The 18,893-nt window shown below is 60.5% G+C and carries 18 protein-coding genes and 1 tRNA gene; 12 read left to right on the top strand and 7 right to left on the bottom strand.

Going from position 1 to position 18,893, the window contains the following annotated elements; genetic code table 11:
• Positions 1 to 4 precede the first annotated feature (4 nt).
• The gene (locus AB5Z02_RS20275) at positions 5 to 586 is read left to right on the top strand and encodes a thymidine kinase (protein ID WP_005337121.1); all 582 of its coding nucleotides are present in this window, start codon (positions 5 to 7) and stop codon (positions 584 to 586) included.
• A gap of 72 nt (positions 587 to 658) precedes the next feature.
• Here the strand turns inward: AB5Z02_RS20275 and AB5Z02_RS20270 are convergent, their stop codons facing one another.
• The gene (locus AB5Z02_RS20270; protein ID WP_335841981.1) at positions 659 to 1,996 is read right to left on the bottom strand and encodes a flavohemoglobin expression-modulating QEGLA motif protein; all 1,338 of its coding nucleotides are present in this window, start codon (positions 1,994 to 1,996) and stop codon (positions 659 to 661) included.
• 158 nt (positions 1,997 to 2,154) lie between these two features.
• On the opposite strand from AB5Z02_RS20270, the gene AB5Z02_RS20265 reads away from it, so the two are divergent.
• From AB5Z02_RS20265 to htpG, 4 genes are all read left to right on the top strand, one after another.
• The gene (locus AB5Z02_RS20265) at positions 2,155 to 2,610 is read left to right on the top strand and encodes a YbjN domain-containing protein (RefSeq protein WP_005337119.1); all 456 of its coding nucleotides are present in this window, start codon (positions 2,155 to 2,157) and stop codon (positions 2,608 to 2,610) included.
• 135 nt (positions 2,611 to 2,745) lie between these two features.
• Positions 2,746 to 2,833 (top strand) — tRNA-Ser (locus AB5Z02_RS20260).
• Positions 2,834 to 3,018: 185 nt separating this feature from the next.
• Positions 3,019 to 3,621, top strand: coding sequence for a recombination mediator RecR (recR, locus tag AB5Z02_RS20255; protein WP_005352677.1), 603 nt, complete (start codon positions 3,019 to 3,021; stop codon positions 3,619 to 3,621).
• Positions 3,622 to 3,785: 164 nt separating this feature from the next.
• Positions 3,786 to 5,699, top strand: coding sequence for a molecular chaperone HtpG (gene htpG, locus AB5Z02_RS20250; protein ID WP_323927895.1), 1,914 nt, complete (start codon positions 3,786 to 3,788; stop codon positions 5,697 to 5,699).
• A 104-nt stretch (positions 5,700 to 5,803) separates the two neighbouring features.
• Here the strand turns inward: htpG and AB5Z02_RS20245 are convergent, their stop codons facing one another.
• The 6 genes from AB5Z02_RS20245 to pspF all read right to left on the bottom strand — a co-directional run bounded on the left by AB5Z02_RS20245 (position 5,804) and on the right by pspF (position 12,245).
• A complete protein-coding gene (locus AB5Z02_RS20245; RefSeq protein ID WP_103251396.1) occupies positions 5,804 to 6,589 on the bottom strand; it encodes an ATP-binding cassette domain-containing protein in 786 nt (261 codons plus the stop codon).
• 34 nt (positions 6,590 to 6,623) lie between these two features.
• Positions 6,624 to 7,622 (bottom strand): oligopeptide/dipeptide ABC transporter ATP-binding protein, encoded by a 999-nt coding sequence (locus tag AB5Z02_RS20240; protein ID WP_005333679.1) that lies wholly within the window; start codon positions 7,620 to 7,622, stop codon positions 6,624 to 6,626.
• Positions 7,622 to 8,515 (bottom strand): ABC transporter permease subunit, encoded by an 894-nt coding sequence (locus AB5Z02_RS20235; RefSeq protein ID WP_005333677.1) that lies wholly within the window; start codon positions 8,513 to 8,515, stop codon positions 7,622 to 7,624. Before AB5Z02_RS20235 ends, AB5Z02_RS20240 begins: the two co-directional genes overlap by 1 nt.
• 35 nt (positions 8,516 to 8,550) lie before the next feature.
• Positions 8,551 to 9,510 carry an ABC transporter permease subunit gene (locus AB5Z02_RS20230; protein ID WP_021231386.1) on the bottom strand — a complete coding sequence of 320 codons (960 nt, stop codon included), beginning with the start codon at positions 9,508 to 9,510 and terminating at the stop codon, positions 8,551 to 8,553.
• Between the two features lie 2 nt (positions 9,511 to 9,512).
• Entirely contained in the window at positions 9,513 to 11,108 is a 1,596-nt protein-coding gene (gene sapA, locus AB5Z02_RS20225; RefSeq protein WP_040069341.1) for an ABC transporter substrate-binding protein SapA, read from the bottom strand.
• Between the two features lie 108 nt (positions 11,109 to 11,216).
• On the bottom strand, positions 11,217 to 12,245 hold the full coding sequence (gene pspF / locus AB5Z02_RS20220) for a phage shock protein operon transcriptional activator (protein WP_005346257.1): 1,029 nt from the start codon (positions 12,243 to 12,245) through the stop codon (positions 11,217 to 11,219).
• Positions 12,246 to 12,441: 196 nt separating this feature from the next.
• Between pspF and pspA the strand changes: the two genes are divergently transcribed.
• The 7 genes from pspA (at position 12,442) to AB5Z02_RS20185 (ending at position 18,863) form a co-directional block, all read left to right on the top strand.
• Positions 12,442 to 13,128 (top strand): phage shock protein PspA, encoded by a 687-nt coding sequence (pspA, locus tag AB5Z02_RS20215; RefSeq protein WP_005361184.1) that lies wholly within the window; start codon positions 12,442 to 12,444, stop codon positions 13,126 to 13,128.
• Positions 13,129 to 13,131: 3 nt separating this feature from the next.
• Positions 13,132 to 13,368 (top strand): envelope stress response membrane protein PspB, encoded by a 237-nt coding sequence (gene pspB / locus AB5Z02_RS20210; protein ID WP_005333672.1) that lies wholly within the window; start codon positions 13,132 to 13,134, stop codon positions 13,366 to 13,368.
• Positions 13,365 to 13,769 carry an envelope stress response membrane protein PspC gene (pspC, locus tag AB5Z02_RS20205; RefSeq protein ID WP_005333670.1) on the top strand — a complete coding sequence of 135 codons (405 nt, stop codon included), beginning with the start codon at positions 13,365 to 13,367 and terminating at the stop codon, positions 13,767 to 13,769. Before pspB ends, pspC begins: the two co-directional genes overlap by 4 nt.
• 145 nt (positions 13,770 to 13,914) lie before the next feature.
• The gene (locus tag AB5Z02_RS20200) at positions 13,915 to 15,321 is read left to right on the top strand and encodes a YcjX family protein (protein WP_368216837.1); all 1,407 of its coding nucleotides are present in this window, start codon (positions 13,915 to 13,917) and stop codon (positions 15,319 to 15,321) included.
• A gap of 53 nt (positions 15,322 to 15,374) precedes the next feature.
• The gene (locus AB5Z02_RS20195) at positions 15,375 to 16,406 is read left to right on the top strand and encodes a YcjF family protein (RefSeq protein ID WP_368216835.1); all 1,032 of its coding nucleotides are present in this window, start codon (positions 15,375 to 15,377) and stop codon (positions 16,404 to 16,406) included.
• Positions 16,407 to 16,596: 190 nt separating this feature from the next.
• Complete coding sequence (locus tag AB5Z02_RS20190) at positions 16,597 to 17,520, top strand: LysR family transcriptional regulator (RefSeq protein ID WP_005361174.1); 924 nt, start codon at positions 16,597 to 16,599, stop codon at positions 17,518 to 17,520.
• A gap of 197 nt (positions 17,521 to 17,717) precedes the next feature.
• Complete coding sequence (locus tag AB5Z02_RS20185; protein WP_368216834.1) at positions 17,718 to 18,863, top strand: ABC transporter substrate-binding protein; 1,146 nt, start codon at positions 17,718 to 17,720, stop codon at positions 18,861 to 18,863.
• Positions 18,864 to 18,893 lie beyond the last annotated feature (30 nt).

Genomic DNA, 18,893 nt, shown 5'->3' with positions numbered 1-18,893 from the left:
TATCATGGCTTCACTGCACTACAAATTTGCCACCATGAATTCAGGCAAATCCACCCAGCTCATTCAGGCGCACTTCAACTATCTGGAGCGGGGCATGCATCCTCTGGCGATGACGCCAGCCATCGATGACCGTTTCGGGGTCGGGGTGATCAGTGCCCGGGTTGGCCTTGAACTGAAGGTGGACGTGTTCAGCGACAGCTGTGATCTGTTTGAAATGGTGAAAGAGCGCCATGCGAAGAAACATATCGATGTCTTTATCGTGGACGAGGCCCAGTTCTTGACCCGTGAGCAGGTCTACCAATTGGCCCGCATCGTCGATGAGCAGGATATTCCGGTGATGGCCTATGGCCTCAAGACCGATTTTCGCGGCGAGCTGTTCCCGGGTTCCTACCATCTGCTCTGTCTGGCCGACAAGTTTGAAGAGCTGAAGAGTATCTGCTGGTGTGGCAACAAGGCTCACATGAACTCCCGGGTCAACGAAGCAGGGCAGGTGATGCGTGATGGCGAGCAGGTGGAGATCGGCGGCAACGATCGCTATGTGTCACTCTGTCGCAAACACTATCTCGAAGGTCGGGCCTACAAGTAAGTCGGCTGCGATAATTGAATCGTCGAGAAGGGCGCCAATCTGGCGCCCTTTTTCTGCTTGCTTCTCTGCGGTTCAGTCAATCTCGATATCCACCGGTGCGATGATGGGGTCGGCCACCGGCAGGCGTTGAAACAGCTGGCGAAAATGGTGCTGTACCCGGCTTATATCGACCAGTGACATGCCGGAGGCAAAACCGAACCAGACATAGAGGCCGGTGAGATCGCGAAACATCGGTGGCAAATAGCGGGGAGCGGCGATCAGCCCCTCCAGATAGTGCTGATAGAGCACCGGAATGTCATCCAGTGTCACCTTGCCGACAAACAGCATCGGCAGGATCTCGGGCACCCCTTCCAGTACGGCGCTGCGGATGAAGTTGACCGTCTCCACATAGCCACGCACGTAGGAGAGATCCTTGGTAAAGCAGGCACCGCCGCCCACCATGCCGCCACGAAAGACCCGCTGGGTGATCTTGTAGGCGTCGTGCTCGCTGGTGCCCTGCTGCACGAAATGCTGAAACACCTCGATAAAATCGGCGCCGCGCTCGGCCATGTCGATGGCCATCACCCGATCGGAGATGCGCTTGGCCCGATCCGGAAAGGAGCTGAAGGTGAGGGTCTCTATCAGGACAGCCAGCCCCTCCTGACAGGCGGTGATCCGCGGTGAACCGGCGCTCAGCCAGGTGGCATAGGGCTGCTGGCGACCGTTGAGGGTGGTGCCGACATGGACCCAGCCCTCGTGTACCTCCAGCACCTGCAAGTCCAGCTCGGAGAAACGGGCGTGGGAGTTGAGCTTGATGTAGTCGCCACCGGCAGCGGCATCGGAGACAATCCCATCGCTCAGCTTCACCTGCACAGTGCCGTCACTGAAGTAGCTCGACAGCTTGCCCTGCAGTTTGGCGACCGCGGCCTCTCCTTCGAACTCCTTGGGGTAGGGGCGCACCAGATGGCGCGCGCCGGGCAGGGAGAAGATATCGCACAGGCGGGCGCCCAGCTCCTTGAGAGTCTTGCGATCCCCACGCAGGTGATCGCTGGCAGAGCCATAAAGCAGCTGGCTGTAACGCTGAAAATCGGGTTGGCCGCGCTGGCGCAGCATCTCGATCACCACCATGTACTGATCGACCGTCTCTTGCAGGATCCGGCCAAGATCGTCCTGTGGCCCCAACTTTCTGCGGATCCGGTCCCGCAGCTCCTTGAGCTCCAGATACTTGTTGCGTGGATCGAAGCCGAGGGGGAGGGCATCATAGAAGTGCCTGTCGATAGCGGGCAGCTCCCTGCCACCGCTTGCCAGAAAGCGATCCTGCAGATGGCGTGGCCATTTGATGGCATCCAGAATGCGGATGGGTTTTTGCAGGGTGAGCAGCTCATCCGAGAGTGATTTCAGATGAAGGCGATACTTTTCTTGGATAGTCATGGGGCCCCCTGTGGGGCAAGCGTCATCGTGGATTTGGCTGAGTATATGCATAGCGCTTGCCAAAAAGAAGCGAGCCGCAGGGTTATCGGGTTGGCGTGCTTTTTGTTGATAGCAAATTGGTTTAGACTGCGCCCCTTGATCCCAATCTTGTCGTGGAAATGATGAATATCCCCAGCTCCGAAATGATAATGCGTTGGTTGCAACAGGCTCGTATCGAGCACTATGTCTGCGACCAGTGTCACGGTATCCACATTGTCTCTTTGCAGTCGGTCGATGGTATTCAGGAGAGCCGGATCTTCGTGGAAGAGGAAGGCCTGCTGTTCTCCTCCGAGCTGGAAGTGCGCCCCTCCGCAATGCTGCCGCTGGTTGCCGAACTGGGCCGACTCAATATGCAGTACCCCTCCCTCAAGGTGTTCCTCGATATCATCGATGACAACCTGCCGCGGCTGGTGGTCGGCCACACCGTCTTTACCAAGGCCGGACTCAGCGTCGAGCAGTTCCTGCTGTTCGTGCAAAGCACTATCGCCGCTACCCACGAACTGGTTGCCGAATGCGAACGTTCCGGCTTCCTCAACCTGCCGGAAATCCAGGTTGCACCGGAATCTGTGCATTAAGTGTTCGAACGGTTCGCCAAGTGAAAAAAGCCGTTGACGCGGGCGGGGCTTTCCCCTAAATTACGCCCCGTTCCAGCGCAACAGCGCAGCGAGCACCGTGTTGTCTGAACACGTTAAACGCACAGACTAAAATTTGGTGAGGTGTCCGAGTGGCTGAAGGAGCACGCCTGGAAAGTGTGTATACGGCAACGTATCGAGGGTTCGAATCCCTCCCTCACCGCCAAATTGCAAAGCCCTGATGGAAACATCGGGGCTTTTTGCTATCCGCGTTTTTAGCGGGCTCTGTGGGCAAGCCGATGGCGATGGGCGGCGGGCTCGGGTATAGTCCTGCGCCAATGGCGTTATCCTGTTTTGCTGACCCGTCGTGGCCCTGGTGGTGGCGAGGGGCAGGCCCGTGTAAGGAGTGTTATGAAGTTCAGTCCCCTGCTCGATGAGATGATGAAAGCCCTGCAGGTATTGCCGGGGGTGGGGCCCAAGTCTGCCCAGCGGATGGCCTTTACCCTGCTCGAGCGTGAGCGCAGCGGCGGTTTGCGTCTGGCCCAGTTGCTCTCTCGCGCCCTGACCGAGATTGGCCATTGCAGCCACTGTCGCACCTTTACCGAGAACGATCGCTGCGATATCTGCGCCAATCCCAAGCGGGAAGAGAATGGCCTGCTCTGCGTGGTGGAGAGCCCGGCGGACGTGGCGGCCATCGAGCAGACTGGTCAGTTTTCCGGTCGTTACTTTGTGCTGATGGGCCATCTGTCGCCGCTGGACGGCATAGGCCCGGAGGAGCTGGGGCTCGATATTCTCGAGCGCCGTCTGAAGGAAGAGCACATCAGCGAGCTGATCCTCGCCACCAATCCCACCATTGAAGGGGATGCCACCGCCTGGTATATCGCCGATATGGCCCGCACCGCCGGGGTAGAGGTGAGCCGCATCGCCCACGGGGTGCCGGTAGGGGGCGAGCTGGAGCTGGTGGATGGCACCACGCTCTCCCACTCCCTGATGGGTCGCCAGCGCCTCAAGTAAGGGGCGGGTGGCGGCAAGTCGCGAAAAACTGAACATAAAATCGGCGGTTACACGTCAACAGGGGGCGAATGAGCAGGATTGCACATTCGCCCCCTTGATATTTGGATCGCTGTCCCCATCTAGGTTGGGCATATGTTCAACCCGATGTTTCTGAGGATTGGTCCATGACCCAAAGTGTTCATGCCGAAACCCACGGCTTTCAGACTGAAGTCAAACAACTGCTGAGCCTGATGGCTCACAGCCTCTACTCCAACAAAGAAGTATTCCTGCGCGAGCTGATCTCCAACGCCTCCGATGCGGCGGACAAGCTGCGCTTCAAGGCGCTTTCCGATGCCTCTTTGTTCGAAAACGACGGCCAGTTGCGTGTGCGTCTGGTGGTGGACAAAGAGAAGCGTACCCTGACCATCTCCGATAACGGGATCGGTATGACCCGTGATCAGGTGATTGAGCACCTAGGTACCATCGCCAAGTCCGGCACCGCAGAATTCTTCAAAAACCTCTCCGGCGATCAGGGTAAGGATTCCCAACTGATCGGTCAGTTCGGGGTCGGTTTCTACTCCGCCTTTATCGTGGCCGACAAGGTGACCGTGGTGTCCCGTGCCGCCGGTACTGCTCCGGAGCAGGGCGTGCAGTGGGAATCGGAAGGCGAAGGCTCCTTCACCGTGGCTGATGTGACCAAAGCCGGTCGCGGCACTGACGTTATCCTGCACCTGCGTGCCGAAGAGGACGAGTTCCTCGATGACTGGCGTCTGCGCTCCGTGGTGAGCAAATACTCCGATCACATCAGCGTACCGGTCGAGATGTTCAAAGAGGGTACCCCGGATCGGGAAGAGGATGGCGAGACTATCGTCGGCACCCCGGGCGAGTGGGAGCAGGTCAACCGCGCGACGGCACTGTGGACCCGTAACCCGAAAGATATCAAGGACGAGGAGTATCAGGAGTTCTACAAGCACGTTGCTCACGACTTTGAAGATCCGCTGCTGTGGGGTCACAACCGGGTGGAAGGGGCGCAGGAGTACACCAGCCTGCTCTACGTACCGGCCCGCGCACCGTTCGACCTCTACAACCGCGAGCAGAAGCACGGTCTGAAGCTCTACGTACAGCGCGTCTTCATCATGGACGACGCCGAGCAGTTTATGCCGACCTACCTGCGCTTCGTCAAAGGGGTGCTGGACTCCAACGATCTGCCGCTCAACGTCAGCCGCGAGATCCTGCAGGACAACAAGGTGACCGCCTCTCTGCGCAAGGCTTGCTCAAAGCGCGTGCTGACCATGCTCTCCAAGCTGGCGAAAGACGATGCCGAGAAGTACGCCAAGTTCTGGAAAGAGTTCGGTAACGTGCTCAAAGAGGGCCCGGCCGAGGATTACGCCAACCGCGAAGAGATCGCCAAGCTCCTGCGCTTTGCCAGCACCGCTGGCGAGGGCGAAGCCCAGACCGTCTCTCTCGAGGATTACGTTGGCCGCATGAAGGAAGGCCAGCAGAAGATCTACTACATCACCGCTGACTCCTATGCCGCTGCCAAGAACAGCCCGCACCTCGAGATCTTCCGCAAGAAGGGTGTCGAAGTGCTGCTGATGTGGGAGCGAGTGGATGAGTGGCTGATGAGCCACCTGACCGAGTTCGACGGCAAGCAGCTTATCTCCGTCACCCGTGGCGAACTGGATCTCGGCGATCTGGAAGACGAAGCCTCCAAGCAGGCGCAGGAAGAGGCCGAGAAGGCCAACGCCGGTCTGGTGGAGCGGGTCAAGAAGAGCCTGGGCGATGCAGTGAAAGAGGTGCGTGTCACTCACCGTCTGACCGACTCCCCCTCCTGCATCGTCACCGACGCTTACGGTATGAGCACCCAGATGATCAAGCTCATGCGTGCGGCCGGCCAGCCGGTACCGGAGCAGAAGTACATTCTGGAGCTCAACCCTGACCACGCACTGGTGAAGAAACTCGACACCATCGAAGACGAGGCACTGTTCGGTGAGTGGGTCACCCTGCTGCACGAACAGGCCCAGCTGGCCGAGCAGGGCGGGCTGAACGATCCGGCGAGCTTCGTCTCCCGTATCAACCGTCTGCTGCTGCAAGCCTAAGCAGCAACGCCGGTAACAGAAAGCCCACTGCATGCAGTGGGCTTTTTTGATCCCGCCGTGTGAGCTCGGCGAAAACAGCGGCAAGTGAGGTGGCCAGCGCCTCTCTATTTGCGGTATTCGTTGTTGTAGTTCTGGATGAGACGGCGAGTCACCTCATGCTGGGGATCGGCAAACACCTTGAGAGTCTTGCCGCGCTCCACCACCCGACCTTCGTGCATTACCAGCACCTCGTCGCTGATATGGCTGACGATACCCAAATCGTTGGCTACCAGCACATAACTCAGTCCCATGGTCTCCTGCATCTCCAGCAGCAGATTGATGATCTGGGAGCGTACCGAGATATCCAGGGTGGAGAGCGCCTCATCGGCCACCACGATCTTGGGGTTGAGGATCAGCGCCCGCGCCAGCGCCACCCGCTGCTGCTGACCGGAGGAGAGCATCTGCGGATAGAACAGGGCGTGATCCGGCAGCATCCCCACCATACGCAGGGTCTGCACCACCTTCTCGCGGCGCTCCTCTTCAGTCATCTCGGTGTTGAGGCGCAGTGGGGTTTCCAGGATCTGGCCGACCCGGATCTTGCGGTTCAGCGAGGTGTTGGGATCCTGAAAAATCATCCGCAGCAGTTTGCAGCGTGTCTGGTAATCGCCATGCACCATCAGCTGGCCGTTGATGGCGATGTCGCCGCTGGTGGGTTCGATCATGCCAGCCAGAATGCGGGCGAGGGTACTCTTGCCGGAGCCAGCTTCGCCGACGATGGCGAGGGTCTGACCCACTTCGAGATCGAACGAGAGGGGCTTGATCGCCTCCACCGCCTGACGACGGAATAGACCGGTGCGGTTCTGGTAGGTTTTGCTAAGGCCTCTGACCTGCAACAGGGATGGCTCGATCACAAGCGGGGCTCCTTCATGGGGGCATTAACGGTCATCATTTTTTCGGCTCCTCCATGTTCAGCGGGAAGTGACAGCTGAACTGATGGCCCTTGATCTTGTTCATCAGGGGGGTCTGCACGCACTGCTTCTGGGCGTAGGGGCAGCGCGGCCCCAGACGGCAACCGATGGGCAGGTGTTGCAGCGGCGGGATGACGCCGGGCAGGGTTTCGAGGCGCGACTTGTGGCGCACCAGCTTGTCAAAGTCGGGGATCGATTTGAGCAGGGCATCGGTGTAGGGGTGATGCGGGGTCTCGAGGATCTGCTCCCGGGTGCCCACTTCCACCATCTGGCCGCAGTACATCACGTTGATGGTGTCGGTCAGGTTGGCTATGGCGGCGATGTCGTTGCTGATGATCAGGATGGTGGTATTACCCAGCTTGTTCATCTTGTCCAGCAGTCGCAGGATCTGGGAGTGGGTGGTGGACTCCATGGCGCTGGTGGGCTCGTCGGCTACCAGCAGACGCGGCTGGTTGGCAATGGCCATGGCGATCATCACCTTCTGGCACATGCCATCTGACAGCTCGTGGGGATAGGCGCGCATCACCTTGCGGTGATCCTTGACGCCTACCCGGTGCAGCAGGGCGATGGCCTTCTTCTTGCGCCACTGGAAGCGCTGCCAGAATTGTCCCTCGAATGAATCGGTCGGGATCGCCTCTTCCAGCTGGGTGCCGATCTCCTCGGAGGGGTCGAGACAGCTGATGGGGTCCTGGAAGATCATGGCGATCTCGCGGCCCATGATGCGACGGCGCTCCTTGGGGGCCATGGTCAGCAGATCCATGTCGTTGAAACGCATCCGGTCGGCACGTACCGTCCAGTTGTCCTTCTCGATGCCGACGATCACCTTGGCGATCAGACTTTTTCCGGAGCCGGATTCACCCACCAGACCGCGGATCTCCCCCTCGGTCAGGGTCAGGCTCACCTTGTCCACCGCCTTGACCTTGCCTTGCGGGGTGTCGATCTCGATGGTGAGATTGCGAATATCGAGCAGCGGCATCAGTCGTTCCCCTCTTTGAGTGCTTCGCGAATGCCTTCACCAACTAAATTGGTCACCAGCACGCTGAACAGGATGGCGATGCCTGGCAGGGTGACGGTCCATGGGGCGAGATAGATAAGGTCGCTCGAATCGGCCAGCATGGTGCCCCACTCCGGTTGGGGAGATTGGGCGCCGAGGCCAAGAAAACCGACCGCCGAGATATCGAGAATGGCCGCCGACAAGGTGCGGGTGGTCTGGGCCACCAGGGTCTCGACAATGTTGGGCAAAATAGCCAGCCGCATGATCCGGAAGGGAGGCGAGCCATCGAGGCGGCTGGCGGTGATGTACTCCTTCTGCATCTCGGCATGCACTGCGTTATAGGTGGCCCGGATAAAGGGCGGGATCAAGGCGAGCGTAATGGCAATCAGGGTATTGCCAAAACCCGGCCCCATGATGGCGACCATGATGATGGCCATCAGCAGGGAGGGGATGGAGAGCAGGGTATCGAGCAGGTGGTGCAGCACGCTCGATTTAAGCCCCTTGCTCATGCCGCCGAGGATGCCGATGGCGGAGCCCACCACCATGGCGATCACCACCACGACCAGCGCATAGCCGAAGGTGAGACGCGCGCCGACCACCAGCCGGGAGAGCATGTCGCGCCCCAGATCGTCGGTGCCGAGGAAGTAGTCGATGTTGCCGGTCGCCGCCCACGAGGGGGCGAGCAGCAGCTTGTCGGTGTGCTGTTCATCGATGCCGTAGGGGACGACCAGCGGCCCCACCAGCGTGATGAGCAGCAACAGCAAAAAGCACCATAGCCCTGCCATCGCCAGCGGATTGCGGCTGTAGGAGGCCCACGTCTGCTCAAGGGGCGAGAGGATCTTGAGCTCGGGATAGATGTTCGATTTATCTTGCATAGGATACCTGGCTCCTGGTCACGCCATGAGCGCGTTCAATCTTGTTTGGCATACAACTCTTTGCGCCGTGCCGGATAGATAAGGGTGGTCAGCAACTCGGTGCTGACGCTGGTCAGGATCACGAAACTGGCCACCACCAGAGTCGCGCCGCGAATGGCGGCGTAATCCTGCAGGGCGATGCTGCTGATGAGCCAGCGGCCGATCCCGTGCCACTCGAACACCACCTCGGTGATCATGGCGGAGGTGAGTACGCTGCCTAGCTGCAGACCCAGCAGCGGCAGTACCGGCGGCAGGGCGTTCTTCAGACCATGGCGCCAGACGATCTGCGCCTTGGAAAGGCCCCGGCTCGCTGCCGCCTTGATGTAGTTCTGCTTCATCACGTCGATGAGGGAACTGCGCACATGGCGGATCACCTCGGTAGTGGGCACCACCGCCAGCACCAGTGACGGAAGGATCAGGTGGCGCAGGGCATCGTGCAGCGCCGCTTGCCGCCAGGGCTCGTTGCTGAGCAGCACATCGATCACCGCGATGCCGGTAATGGGGGGGACGTCGTAGAGCAGGCTGATCTGCCCGGAGGCTGGCAACCAGCCGAGATCCAGCGAAAAGAGCATTACCACCAGCAGCGCCAGCCAGAATACCGGCACCGCATAGCCGATAAGACCGGCTGTCATGATGGAGAGATCCAGCGTCTTTCCCTGGGACAGGGCCGCCAGGGTGCCGAGGGGAATGCCCACCAGCAGCGAGATGGCGAACGCCGCCAGACAGAGGATCAGGGTCGCCGGGAAGTAGTGGCGGATCTCGTCCAGCACCGGTAGCCCGGAGACGCTGGAGAGCCCCAGGTCACCTGCGAAAATGCGGCGCAGGAAATCGGGGTAGCCGCTCCAGAAGCTGAGCTGATTGCCGATCAGCCGATAGTCCAGCAGATAGGCGACAAAGGTCAGCGCCAGCAGAGTGATAAGCAACAGGTTGATGCGGCGCAAGGTGTATAGAAGCATGCTTACTCCCTGTGAGCCTGGTTGAAGGAGGTGCCGCCAAAGGGCATCAGCGTCAGCCCCTCGATGTCGCTGCGGCTGACCTGGGTACGCAAGGCGTGTGCCAGCGGGATCAGCGGCAGCTGTTCGTTGAGCAGGGTCTGGGCATAGTAGTAGTTGCGCAGCCGGAACGAGAGCTGGGGCGTGGTGACCGCATCATCCAGCAGCTGGTCGAAGGCCGGGCTGCACCAGCGGCTGTAGTTGTTGCCGCGCTCCACTGCCGAGCAGCTCAGCAACTGGCGGAAGAAGTTGTCCGGATCGGCGTTGTCGGCAATCCAGCCGGAGAGCAGACTGTCGTACTGCCCCTTGGTGAGGCGGCCTTCGATCACCGGCCACTCCCGTTGCACGATCTTGAGCTTGATCCCGACCTTGGCCAGATCGCTGCGGATCAGCTGGGCGGTCTTGACCGCATCCGGGTTGTAGGGGCGGGCGTCCGGTTGCACCAGCACCTGCATCTCGAACCCTTTCTCCAGTCCCGCCTCCTTGAGCAGCTGGCGCGCCCGTTTCAGATCGGGCTTGCGCTCGGGCAGGCTGGGGTTGTACCCCCATGAGAGGGTCGGCAGCAGGCTGTTGGCGGGCAGGCCGGTATCGAAATAGACCGCCTGAAGCAGGTTGTCGATATTGATGGCGCTGGCAATGGCCTGACGCACCTTGACGTTGTTGAACGGCGGCTTGCGGGTATTGAGGGCCAAAAAGGCGACGTTCATCCCCGACTGGACTGAGAGGCTCAGCGCCGGATTTTGCTTGATCACCGAGAGCTGGCTAGCGGAAGGGGTGCTCATTACGTCGCACTCGCCGGTCAGCAGCTTGGCCAGCCGTTTGGCGGATTTGGGGGTGATGTCGTAGACCAGCTGTTCAATCTTGGCATCGCCGCCCCAATAGCCAGGGTGGCGCAGATAGCGGATGAACTCGTTGTGGCGATACTCCTTGAAGCTGAACGGCCCGGTGCCGATGGGGCGGCTATCGAGCAGGGCTGGCGTGCCCGCCTGCAACATCTGCTCGGCGTATTCGGCGGAGAGGATCACCGCATAGTCGCTGGCCAGAGTGGCGAGGAAGGAGGCGTTCGGCTGGTTCAGCTCGAATACCACCGTCTGCGGCCCCTTCTTGCTCACCCGCTTGATCAGCAGATCTTGCCCTAGGCTGTAGAAGTAGGGGTAATCGCCGCCGGAGACATTGTGGTAGGGGTGCTGCTCGTCAAGCTGGCGGGCATAGGTAAAGACCACGTCATCGGCATTGAAAGTGCGGGTGGGCTTGAACCAGGGGGTATGGTGAAAAGTCACCCCCTTGCGCAGGGTCAGGGTATAGGTGAGGCCATCCTCGCTGACATGCCAGTTGGTGGCGAGCGCCGGCTCCAGCGCCAGGGTGTTGGGGTTCACCTCCAGCAGGCGGTCGTAGAGCGGACGGGCACTGGCATCCAGTGTCACCCCGGAGTTGGAAACATGGGGATTGAAGGAGAGGGGGGATCCCTCAGCACAATAGATGAGTCCGGTTTTGGAGGCCTCGGGTTGCTTCTGGCAGCCGGTGACCAGCACCAGCATACCCAGCAGCAAGGGTGTGAGCATTCTCATTGTTGAACCATGTTCTTATAGGGGTTTTGTACGCACGTTTTGATACAAATGTGCCAGCGCGAAGGCTGGCGTGTTGCTGGAGTCGGCATCAACCGCGCTCCTTCACTCTTGTTCTGCATCGTTATCGCCATCCAGCAGCTGATATTTGCGTAGCATGCCACGGAACTGGTGATAGCTTAAGGCCAGCAGTTGAGCGGCTTTGCGCTGATTATACTGGGATTGCTGCATCGCTTGCTTGAGTAAATTAATCTCGTACTCCGCCACCGCCTGCTTGAGATCGAGCGGCAGGGCGAGGGGGGATGCAGATTGTACCTCGCTTCGGTCCTCTTGCGCAGGTTGCGTGACCTGTGGTCGCCAGGGGGAATCAAACGGGTTGAGCACCAGGGTCGAGAGCGGCAACTGGGGATTGCCCTGACGATAGATACTGCGCTCCACCACGTTCTTCAGCTCCCGCACGTTGCCCGGCCAGTGGTAATCCAGCAGTAGCTGGGTTGCCTTGCGCGAGAAACCGGCAAACAGCGGATAGCCCAGCTCCCGGGTCATGCTGTGGGCGAAGTGCTCCGCCAGCATCAGGATATCTTCCCGCCGCTCACGCAAGGGGGGGAGGGTGATCACATCAAACGCGAGCCGGTCGAGCAGATCGTGGCGAAACTGCCCCTTGTCGGCCAGCGCAGGGAGATCCTCGTTGGTGGCGCAGACCAGCCGCACATCCACCTTGAGGGGCTTGGCCCCACCCACCCGCTCGAACTCGCCATACTCGATGACCCGCAGCAGCTTCTCCTGCACCCGGGCGCTGGTGGTGGCCAGCTCGTCGAGGAAGAGGGTGCCGCCATCGGCCCGCTCGAAGCGGCCCTGATGGCGCTTGGCCGCGCCGGTAAACGATCCCGCTTCGTGACCGAACAGCTCGGTCTCCAGCAGGCTCTCGCTCAGGGTGGCGCAGTTGATGGTGACAAAGCTTTGATCCCAGCGCGCCGAGAGATAATGTAGGCGGTGGGCGATCAGCTCCTTGCCCGTCCCCCGCTCACCGATGATCAGCACGGGTTTGCGCAGCGGGGCGAGCCGTGAGGCCTGCTCAATGATCTCGAGAAATGCGTTGGATTCCCCCAGCAGGCTTTCCGTGGCCGTGGTCATAGTGATCCCTGTCAGTTGTAAAAGCTGGTCAATCTTACCAAAAGTTGGTGATTTTAATCATCTCTTGCGCGAGACATCTTGCAATCCGGCTATTCTGCCCCATATAAATCAACAAGTTAAATTTTGTTCCAGATTGGCACACAAGTTGCCATTGTCAATGGAGAAACAACGCCATGCCAATAACAGGAGTGCAATCATGAGTATTTTTTCCCGTCTGGCCGACATCATCAATTCCAACCTGACGGCCCTGCTCGACAAGGCAGAAGATCCCCAGAAGATGGTGCGCCTGATCATCCAGGAGATGGAGGACGAGCTGGTCAAGGAGCGTTCCAATCTGGCTCGCTTCCTCGCCAGCCAGAAAGAGATTGGTCGTCAGGTCGCCCGTCATCAGGAGCGGGTCGACGAGTGGCAAGCCAAGGCCGAGCTGGCCCTGACCAAAGGGCGTGAAGATCTGGCACGCGCCGCCCTGATCGAGAAGAAAAAGCAGACCGAGTTGTCAGAGACCCTCTACCGCGAGCAGCAGGCGGTCGACAGCGGCATCGAGAAGCTGGGTGAGGAGATCCGCCAGCTCGAAGCCAAGCTGGAAGATGCCCGCGCCCGTCAAAAGGCGATGGCCATTCGCACCGAAGCGGCCAGCAGCCGTCTCAATGTGCAGAGCCAGGTAGCCCGTGGCGAGAGCCAGGCGGTGGTGAGCAAGTTTGAGCGGATGGAGCGTCGCATCGACGAAATGGAAGCGCGCGCCGATCTGGGTCAGTCCGACAAGGCGCTGGCGCAGCAGTTTGCCGAGCTGGAAGTGGACGATCAGATAAGCCGTGAGCTGGAAGCCATGCGCCAGAAGCTGGGCCAGGGCGACAGCAAAAGCGAAGGCAAACAGGGGGAGTAACAGATGGAAGATCTGCTGGGCGTATTGATGGTTCCCATGGTGGTCTTCATGGTGGTGGTAGCCCCCATCTGGCTGGTGCTGCACTATCGTGCCAAGGGGCGGATTGGCGCCGGTCTTGCCGATAGCGAGCGGGAACAGCTGCAAGGGCTGTTGGCTCGCACTGAGAAGATGCAGGAGCGAGTAGGGGCGCTGGAGTCGATTCTGGATGCGGAAGTACCCGGTTGGAGGAACAAGGTATGAGCAGTGTCAGTCGTGAAGGGCGTAACCTTTATCGCGATCCCCAGCGCGGCAAGATAGCCGGGATCTGTGCCGGTTTGGCAGAGTATTTCGGGGTGGAGACCTGGATCGTGCGGCTGCTCGCCATTAGTGGCCTTATCTTCGCAGGTTTCATCACCTTCACCGCCTATATCGCCGCCTGGTTCCTGCTCGACAAAAAGCCGGTCACCCTCTACTCGCAAGAGGATGCCGACTTTGCCGAGGTGCGGATGAAGGCGCGCAGCTGGCAGGCGGGGATTACCCCTCATCAGGCGCTGGGCCGTATCGCGCAGGAACTTGACGCGCTGGAGCCCAGAGTTCAGCGGATCGAGAAGCTGGTGACATCCAGGGAGTTCACCCTGCAGCGGGAGTTTCGCAAGCTGTAGTTCTTGCTCAAGCACTCAATGTCGATGGTGGAATCTTCTGTGATGATCCACCATCGACGACAACTATCCAGACGTGGATAAGCGGTCGACCTCTCGCACGGCCAATCACGCCGGATGCAACCACCAAGGGAGAACGGGTCAAGCCTTGATACTCAATAAACTGGAACAGAAGTTGACTCGCCTGCAACACAAGGCGAACGACGTGGTGAACCGGGTGCGGGATCGCCATATCCGGCTGGCGGTGACCGGCCTCTCTCGCAGCGGCAAAACCGCCTTTATCACGGCGCTGGTCAACCAGCTGGAACACGCGGCCATAGATGGCCGTTTGCCCCTGTGGGATGCCCTGCGTCAGGGGCGCATCCTCGGTGCCCGCCGGGTGCCGCAGCTCAATGCCCACATTCCTACCTTTGCTTACGAGCGTGGCCTCGACTCCCTGTTTGGCGATCCACCAGCCTGGCCCGAGCCCACTCGCGGCGTGGCCGAGGTGCGTCTCGAAATCCGCTATCGCACCCGTCACCCCCTGCGCAAGCATCTGGGGGAGATCTCCACCCTCTACGTGGATCTGGTGGACTACCCCGGGGAGTGGCTGCTCGACTTGCCGCTCCTTGAGATGAGCTACGAGCAGTGGAGCGAACAGGTGCGCGAGCAACTTCGTCGACCAGAGCTGCAGGCACTTGCCGCCAGCTGGCTGACACCCGGGTGGCAGGCCGATCAGCGCTTCGAAGAGCGGCCGGTGGCTGAGCTTGCCGAGCGCTACACCGCCTATCTGCATGCCTGCAAACAGGAGCTGGGATTGCATCTTATTCAACCCGGTCGCTTCGTGTTGCCGGGGGAGTATGCCGGTGCCCCCATGCTGCAATATGTCCCCTGGGTGTGGGAGATACCTGTCGGCGAGCCCGCCGATGGCACTCTTTACGCCACTCTCAAGCAGCGCTTCGAGCAGTACAAACAGCATCTGGTGCAGGGTTTTTATGAGCAGCACTTTGCCGGCTTTGATCGCCAGATCGTGCTGGTGGATTGCCTGCAGCCCCTCAACGCCGGGGCAGCCAGCTTTGGCGACATGCAGCAGGCCATCGCCCGCATCATGGAGAGCTTTGCCTACGGTAAGAGCAACTGGTGGCGGCGACTCTTCTCGCCCCGTATCGACAAGCTGCTGTTTGTGGCGAGCAAGGCCGATCACGTTACCCCCGAACAGCATGGGCCCATGGTCTCCCTGCTCCAGCATCTGGTACGCAGCGGTCGCGGTCAGGCCCGTTTTGAGGGGATCACCACCGAGTGTCTGGCGCTTGCCGCCATCAAGGCGACCGAAGTGGGCAAGGGGGTGGCCAATGGCCGCGAGTTCCCCGCCATCCGCGGCACCAGTCTGAGCGGTGAGCCGCTGCTGCTGTTCCCCGGAGAGGTGCCGCCTCATATTCCCCCCGCACAGTGGTGGAACAGTCAGGGTTTTGATTTTCAGGCGTTTCGCCCCATGCCCATGAGCCCCCATCAGGCGCTGCCCCATATCCGGCTCGATGCGGCGCTGGAGTTTCTGCTCGGGGATCACCTCGAATAACGGTGTGCGGTCTTGGCACCTGAGCCGAAGGCTGCGCACAGGAGAACAATGCGATGAACGATCAGATAAAAGAGCGGCCACCGCTGCAGGGCAAGGTGATCCTTGAGCCAGCCTTGACGGTGGCCAGTGACGAGCGACCGCCCGCACCGGCCCAGCGGCTGGAGGAGGCGAGTTTCGAGCGCCTCGACGAGCTGGACGAGTTCACCGAGGTGGAGAGCGCCCTCGTCATCAAACCGCGTCGCCGTCATCGACTACTGGCGTGGGGGCTGGGGGCGGTCGGTCTGCTCTCCTTGGGCCAGTATTGCGCCTTTCTTTACGATCAGTTTCTCACCACTCCGCTCTGGGGCAGCGCCTGGCTGGCGGCCTCGGCGCTGGTCGCTGCGGGGACCGCCAGCGTGGTGGGGCGCGAGTGGCTGCGGCTGCGCACCCTCAAGCGGCGTCAGGATGTGCGCTCGCGAGCAGAAGATCTGCTTGCTCATCAGGGAGTCGGGCAGGGGCAGGCCTTTTGCGAAGGGTTGGCAGTCAAAAGTGGCGACAAGGGGCGCGAGGGGTATCAAACCTGGCTGGCCCAGCTCGATGAGAGCCACAGCGATCGGGAAGTGCTGACCCTCTATAGCCAGCTGGTGCTCGCCGAGCGCGACAAGCTGGCCCAGGCGCGGGTGGCTAAATGGTCGGGGGAGGCCGCTGTGCTGGTGGCCCTGAGCCCGCTCGCCACCGTCGACATGATGCTGATGTTGTGGCGTAACCTGCGGATGATCGAGGATATCGCCGATGTCTACGCCATCGAGCTCGGCTACTGGAGCCGGATTCGCCTTATTCGTCAGGTGTTTCGCAACATGCTCTACGCCGGTGCCACCGAGCTGGTGACCGAGGTGGGGATGGACTTGCTGGGCGCCGAGTTTGCCGCCAAGCTCTCTGCCCGCGCGGCGCAAGGGGTGGGGGCCGGGCTGCTCACCGCTCGCCTTGGCCTGCGCACCATAGAGGCGTGCCGCCCGCTGCCATGGTGTGCGGACGAGAAACCCAAACTCGGCGAGCTGCGCAAGCGGCTGATCGGCCAGCTGGCGGGGTATCTCAACAAATCCTGATAGCCCTGTCTGCACCTTACTGCGATGACCCATGCCCCTGTTGTGCTCGCCAAGCTGCAGGGGCATGGTTTTAATCGGCAGATCATTGAGTTGGCAGCAGTGCCCGGTTTTGGCGAGGCGCCCGTTTACGGTTAAGCTGGCAGTCAATCTTACCAATCACACTCATCGTACCAATCGGCAAGGATGCCCGATGAACTTTACCTTTCGCCAGATCCGTTATTTTGTGGCCGTGGCCGACAGCTTCTCAGTGAGTCGCGCCGCCGCCGAGCTGCATATCTCCCAGTCGGCGGTGACCAGCGCCATTCGCGAGCTGGAGACCGAGCTGGGCGCCCCGCTATTCGAGCGCAATCCGCGCGGCGTCACCCTCACCACTCAGGGCCACCAGTTTTTGCTCCACGCCCGCCGTATTCTCGGCGCCATGACCGAGGCGAGCCACTCCCTCAAAGCAGTAGCCCAGCAGGATCAGGGGCGACTCACCATCGGCGTGACCACTCTGGTGGCGGGTTACTACCTTTCAGAGGCGCTCGGCCGTTTTCGCCGCGCCTTTCCGGCGGTACAGATCGAGGTGAAGGAGGATGAACAGCCCTTCCTTGAGCACCAGATCGTCAACGGCGAGGTGGATGTGGGGATCCTGATGACCAACCGCACCATCCGGCAAGAGGCGTTTGATACAGAATTGCTGACCCGTTCGCCGCTGCGGCTCTGGCTGGCCGCCAACCACCCGCTCTGCGCCGAGTCGACCCTCTCGCTCACCGCGCTGGGGGAGGAGCCGATGATCTCGCTGACCGCCGATCAGCTCGATCAGATCATCGGTGGCGGCCTGCGCCGCTACGGTATCTCCCCCCGTATCGTGCTGCGCACCGCGTCGGTGGAGGCTGTGCGCAGTCTGGTGGCAAGCCAGCTCGGGGTCGCCTTGTTGCCCGATTTTGCCTATCGCCCCTGGTCGCTGGAGCAGGAGCGGGTCGAGGCGCGCGCCATCAAGGAGCCCATTCCCGCCATCGATATCGGGCTGGTGTGGCGCCGTGGTTCTCGGCTGGATTGGACGGCGCGGGAATTTATCGATATTGCGCGGGATCAGAGCCGGTTGCGGGCCCGTCAGGCGCTCCCTCGCTAGCCATCTCTTGCGGGGTAGCCACCAAAAATCAGATTCATCTGCACTCGATATCGATTTAGCTGATACCTGAGCCATCAAAAATTGAAATATTCATCGTATTGCCACTCCCCTAAGCTCATTGCTGGTTAACAGGATGTTAACGCCCATGGCGGCGTTCCTTCACCTGATGCAAGTCAACACAATGCAAGGAGTGCATGATGAAATTGACCCCTCTGATGCTGGCTCTTGTGCCGGTGCTGCTGGCAGGCCAGATCCAGGCTGCCCCGACCGAGCTCGGCAAGGGTGAAGGCCAGCTCAATATCGTGGCCTGGGCTGGCTACGTTGAGCGTGGCGAGACCGACAAGAACTACGACTGGGTGACCGGATTCGAGAAAGAGAGCGGCTGCAAGGTGAACGTCAAGACGGCGGCCACCTCGGACGAGATGGTGGCCTTGATGAACGAGGGGGGCTTCGATCTGGTGACCGCCTCCGGCGATGCCAGTCTGCGTCTGATTGCCGGTGGCAAGGTGCAGCCGCTCAATCTGGCGCTCATCCCGAGCTATAGCAAGATTGATCCCCGGCTGCAAAATGCCCCCTGGCACACTGTGGATGGCAAGCACTACGGCGTGCCCTACCAGTGGGGCGGCAATATCCTGATGTACAACACCAAGGTGTTCCCCAAGGCACCGGACTCCTGGAACGTGGTATTCGAGGAACAGACCCTGGCGGATGGCAAGTCCAACAAGGGGCGGGTGCAGGCCTTTGACGGCCCGATCCACATCGCCGATGCCGCCCTCTATCTGATGACCCATCAGCCTGCCCTGGGCATCAAGGATCCTTACGAGCTGAACGAGGATCAGTACAAGGCCTCCCTCGATCTACTGCGCAAGCAGCGCCAGCTGGTGGGACGCTACTGGCATGATGCTTTCGTTCAAATCGATGACTTCAAGAACGAAGGGGTGGTCGCGTCAGGCTCCTGGCCGTTCCAGGCCAATGCCCTGATTGCCGACAAGCAACCCATCGCCACCACTGTGCCGAAAGAGGGAGTGACCGGTTGGGCCGATACCAGCATGGTGCACAGCGATGCCAAGAACCTCACCTGCGCTTACAAGTGGCTGGAGCACTCCCTGAGCAACAAGCTGCAGGGGGATCTCGCCGCCTGGTTTGGCTCGGTGCCTGTGGTACCTGCCGCCTGTGAGGGCAATGCCCTGCTGGGCCCGACCGGGTGCAAAACCAACGGTATCGACAACTTCGATCGGGTTCGTTTCTGGCGCACTCCGGTCTCCCAGTGCAAGAGCCAGGGAACTTGCGTGCCCTATTACCGCTGGGTCTCCGACTATATCGCCATTCTGGGTGGTCGCTAAGGCGGGGAGTAGCTCCTCCTCTGCACAACC

This window comes from Aeromonas sp. R2-3 (genome assembly GCF_040908375.1).
Lineage (GTDB): Bacteria > Pseudomonadota > Gammaproteobacteria > Enterobacterales > Aeromonadaceae > Aeromonas > Aeromonas veronii.
The sequence above is the reverse complement of the archived record's forward strand: the minus strand, read 5'-3'. Positions and strand labels throughout refer to the sequence as shown.